Origin of the sequence: Streptococcus mitis (assembly GCF_001074635.1) — a bacterium.
GTDB classification, from domain to species: Bacteria; Bacillota; Bacilli; order Lactobacillales; family Streptococcaceae; genus Streptococcus; species Streptococcus mitis_E.
Genome location: NZ_JUQO01000081.1, coordinates 1 through 1791 on the forward strand (window position 1 = coordinate 1; position 1791 = coordinate 1791).

The 1791-nt window shown below is 27.6% G+C and carries 2 protein-coding genes; one reads left to right on the forward strand and one right to left on the reverse strand.

The features are described 5' to 3' along the window. The first annotated feature begins 37 nt into the window (after nt 1-37). Nucleotides 38-1021 carry a hypothetical protein gene (locus ADI58_RS03525; protein ID WP_049521487.1) on the forward strand — a complete coding sequence of 328 codons (984 nt, stop codon included), beginning with the start codon at nt 38-40 and terminating at the stop codon, nt 1019-1021. On the opposite strand, the gene ADI58_RS03530 is transcribed toward ADI58_RS03525, so the two are convergent. Further along, on the reverse strand, nt 1018-1731 hold the full coding sequence (locus ADI58_RS03530; RefSeq protein WP_080982452.1) for a methyltransferase domain-containing protein: 714 nt from the start codon (nt 1729-1731) through the stop codon (nt 1018-1020). The genes ADI58_RS03525 and ADI58_RS03530 overlap by 4 nt on opposite strands. Nucleotides 1732-1791: the final 60 nt, after the last annotated feature.

Below are 1791 nucleotides of genomic sequence, written 5' to 3' on the forward strand. Positions count from 1 at the left end.
TAGTGATAATAAATTGTTATCGGTAGGAGATTGAAAAATGAGCAACCAATATCTTGAAAATAATTACAAAATTAAGTTAATTAAGTCATCATCCGATGTTGACTATATTGATTCCGTTAAAATTTATGCAAGAGTTACTCCTTCAGACATTAGAACAAACACAAATGAGCTAACATATTGGTTAGATAATAAAACTGTAGAATTTGAGAGCTACTTTTTCTCTCTCTTTCTAAACGATACAAATATTGGCTTAGCAATGTGTACATACTTAAGCTCCACTAAAACAGTTGTAATTGAGTATATAGCTGTTGAAGATGCATACAGAAAAAATAATACTTACCTTAGCTATTTAAATGAACTGAGAATGTTTATATCCAGTTTATTAGAGGTCACATATTTCATTTGTGAAATCAGTAATAAGAATAACGGAGTTGAAGTTGACGATGAGAGTAAAATATTTAAAACTATTCTATTAATAGAGAATTTTTTCACTATAGATGCTGATTACCATACACCACCTTTAGGGATTGATAATGAGTTCAGCAGCTTCGATGCTAAATTAATGATTAATTCAAATACTAACATAAAGACGATTCCCAAAGAGACTTATATTAGAATTATTCAATCTTTATATTTTGAATACTATATAAATTGGTATACACCGTTTTTTAGTGAAAGTGAAAGACTACGTTACAATAAGCAAATACAAAATACTTTTGCTAATATTCAAAATAAACTTGAAGAGTTACCTGAACCATTGCAGTTTATTGAAGTTCATAAAGATAAAATCAAAAGTGCAGGTAGCATTGAAAAGCTACCTACACCTAAAAAGAAACTAAACCATAGTTTAACATCTATGTTTATATCAATATTCATTTTTCCAATTATTATCATTATGTATTATAAAGTATTTAATTATTTTGGAATTGATACAACTACAATCTTTACCCCATTAATTGGTGGAATTTCTAGCATAATCGTTAGCATACTCCCGTTCTTACTAAAGAAAGATACTGTCTAGTGAATTTTAGTACATTTCAAAATTATATTACTAGAACAGTTTCGGATCCCTGGAAAAAATTTAAAAATCTTATCTAGTCTAGTGAACTTTGCTGCAAAATCGTAGTTATTTGTTATTCTCAGAATGATAGAACTTATTATATGAAATTGCTGTTTTTTATTAATTTGAAATCCTTGTGATTTCAATAAATTTTCAATATATTTTATAGAAAAGATCCAATTACGATGTCTAGTCTTTAAGTAATCCGTTTCAATTATAGAGACGGATTTTTTATATTTATTACTTCCAAAATACTCAAAACTATTGCTAGGTTCAAATTCTAAATATAAAGTACCATCAACTTTTAACACACGCTCAAATTCACTAATCACTTTGCTGGCATCACAATAATTTATCACAGAACCTACACAGATAATATGATTAAAGTACTCGTCGTTAACAGGAATATTCTCTATATTTCCAATAATTTTATTAGAAATTGTACTTAATGTTTTTTCAGCAATATCCATATGGATTGTGTTCCCTGATAGCCCGTAAGTATTCCCTCCTGATCCTGCATTTAGAATAATTTCCTCATTAGAAAAACTACAATTTTTCTGTAAAAATAATTCAATTGACTTATTCGTATATCTATACCAACTGTTATACCAGATAACTTCATGTTCATTATAAAACTTTTCTATTTCAACTAAATCTACTTTGTCATTCACTTTCATTCTCCTACCGATAACAATTTATTATCACTATACAAAGCATCAAAATAAGTTTAT